This is a genomic window from Streptomyces beijiangensis (assembly GCF_017315755.1).
Lineage (GTDB): Bacteria > Actinomycetota > Actinomycetes > Streptomycetales > Streptomycetaceae > Streptomyces > Streptomyces beijiangensis.
Map to the genome: position 1 here is coordinate 1 of NZ_JAFLRJ010000561.1, position 853 is coordinate 853.

1 protein-coding gene and 1 pseudogene are annotated in these 853 nt (G+C 73.7%); both read right to left on the bottom strand.

All coding sequences use genetic code 11. The features are described 5' to 3' along the window. The coding region (locus J0695_RS36755; protein ID WP_206969102.1) for an NAD(P)H-binding protein at positions 1 to 424 on the bottom strand (424 nt) is incomplete at its 3' end. Positions 425 to 458: 34 nt separating this feature from the next. Continuing rightward, positions 459 to 853, bottom strand: a pseudogene (locus tag J0695_RS36760) (hydrolase); the annotation flags it as partial.

Here is an 853-nt window from a genome sequence, read left to right on the forward strand (position 1 = left end):
GCCGTACGTCCTCGTCGGCCGCGCCCTTCGCCCGCAGATACCCGTCGAAGACCTCGTCGCCCTCACGCTCCGTGTCCGCCCCCATCGACGAGATCACCACATACCGGCGCACCCCGGCACGCTCCGCCGCATCGGCGAAGAGGACAGCGGCGTCGCGGTCCACGGTGTCCTTGCGCGCCGCGCTGCTGCCGGGCCCGGCGCCCGCCGCGAAGACCGCCGCGTCGGCGCCCTTGAGCACCTCCGCGATCTGCTCCACGGAGGCGGATTCCAGATCGAGTACGACCGGTTCGGCACCCGCCGACCTCAGGTCCCCGCTCTGTCCCTCGGCGCGGATGATTCCCGCGACCTCGTCACCGCGCGCGGCGAGCAAACGCTCCAGCCGCAACGCGATCTGACCGTGTCCACCTGCGATGACAATGCGCATGTTTCCGACCGTACGCCCGCCGGGCGCCGCGCGCTCAGGGACCCGCGTCCGACCGCCCCTGACGCGGCAGTTCGAGGGCGACGGCGGCCGCCGAATCGCAGTACTCCCGCACCGCGCTCGTCCGCGCGACGACCCGCCCGCGATGGACGACGACCCTGCTGTACGCCAGTGACAGGACGGCGTCCAGCCGCTCTCCCCGTACGGCGAGAAGCTCCGCGGGGAACCCCGCCTCCACCCGCACCTCCGGCAGCCCCATCGTCTCGCGCGCCGCGGAACTCACCGCCGCGTACGCCTCGTTGGCCTGTATTCCCGTCTGCGAGGCCAGCAGATAGGCGGCCTCCAGCGGATCGCCGCGCCCCACCGGGTTCGCCGCGTCGCGCAGCGCCCCGCTGCCCGCCGCGACCTGCACCCCGGCCGCTCGCAGCAGCC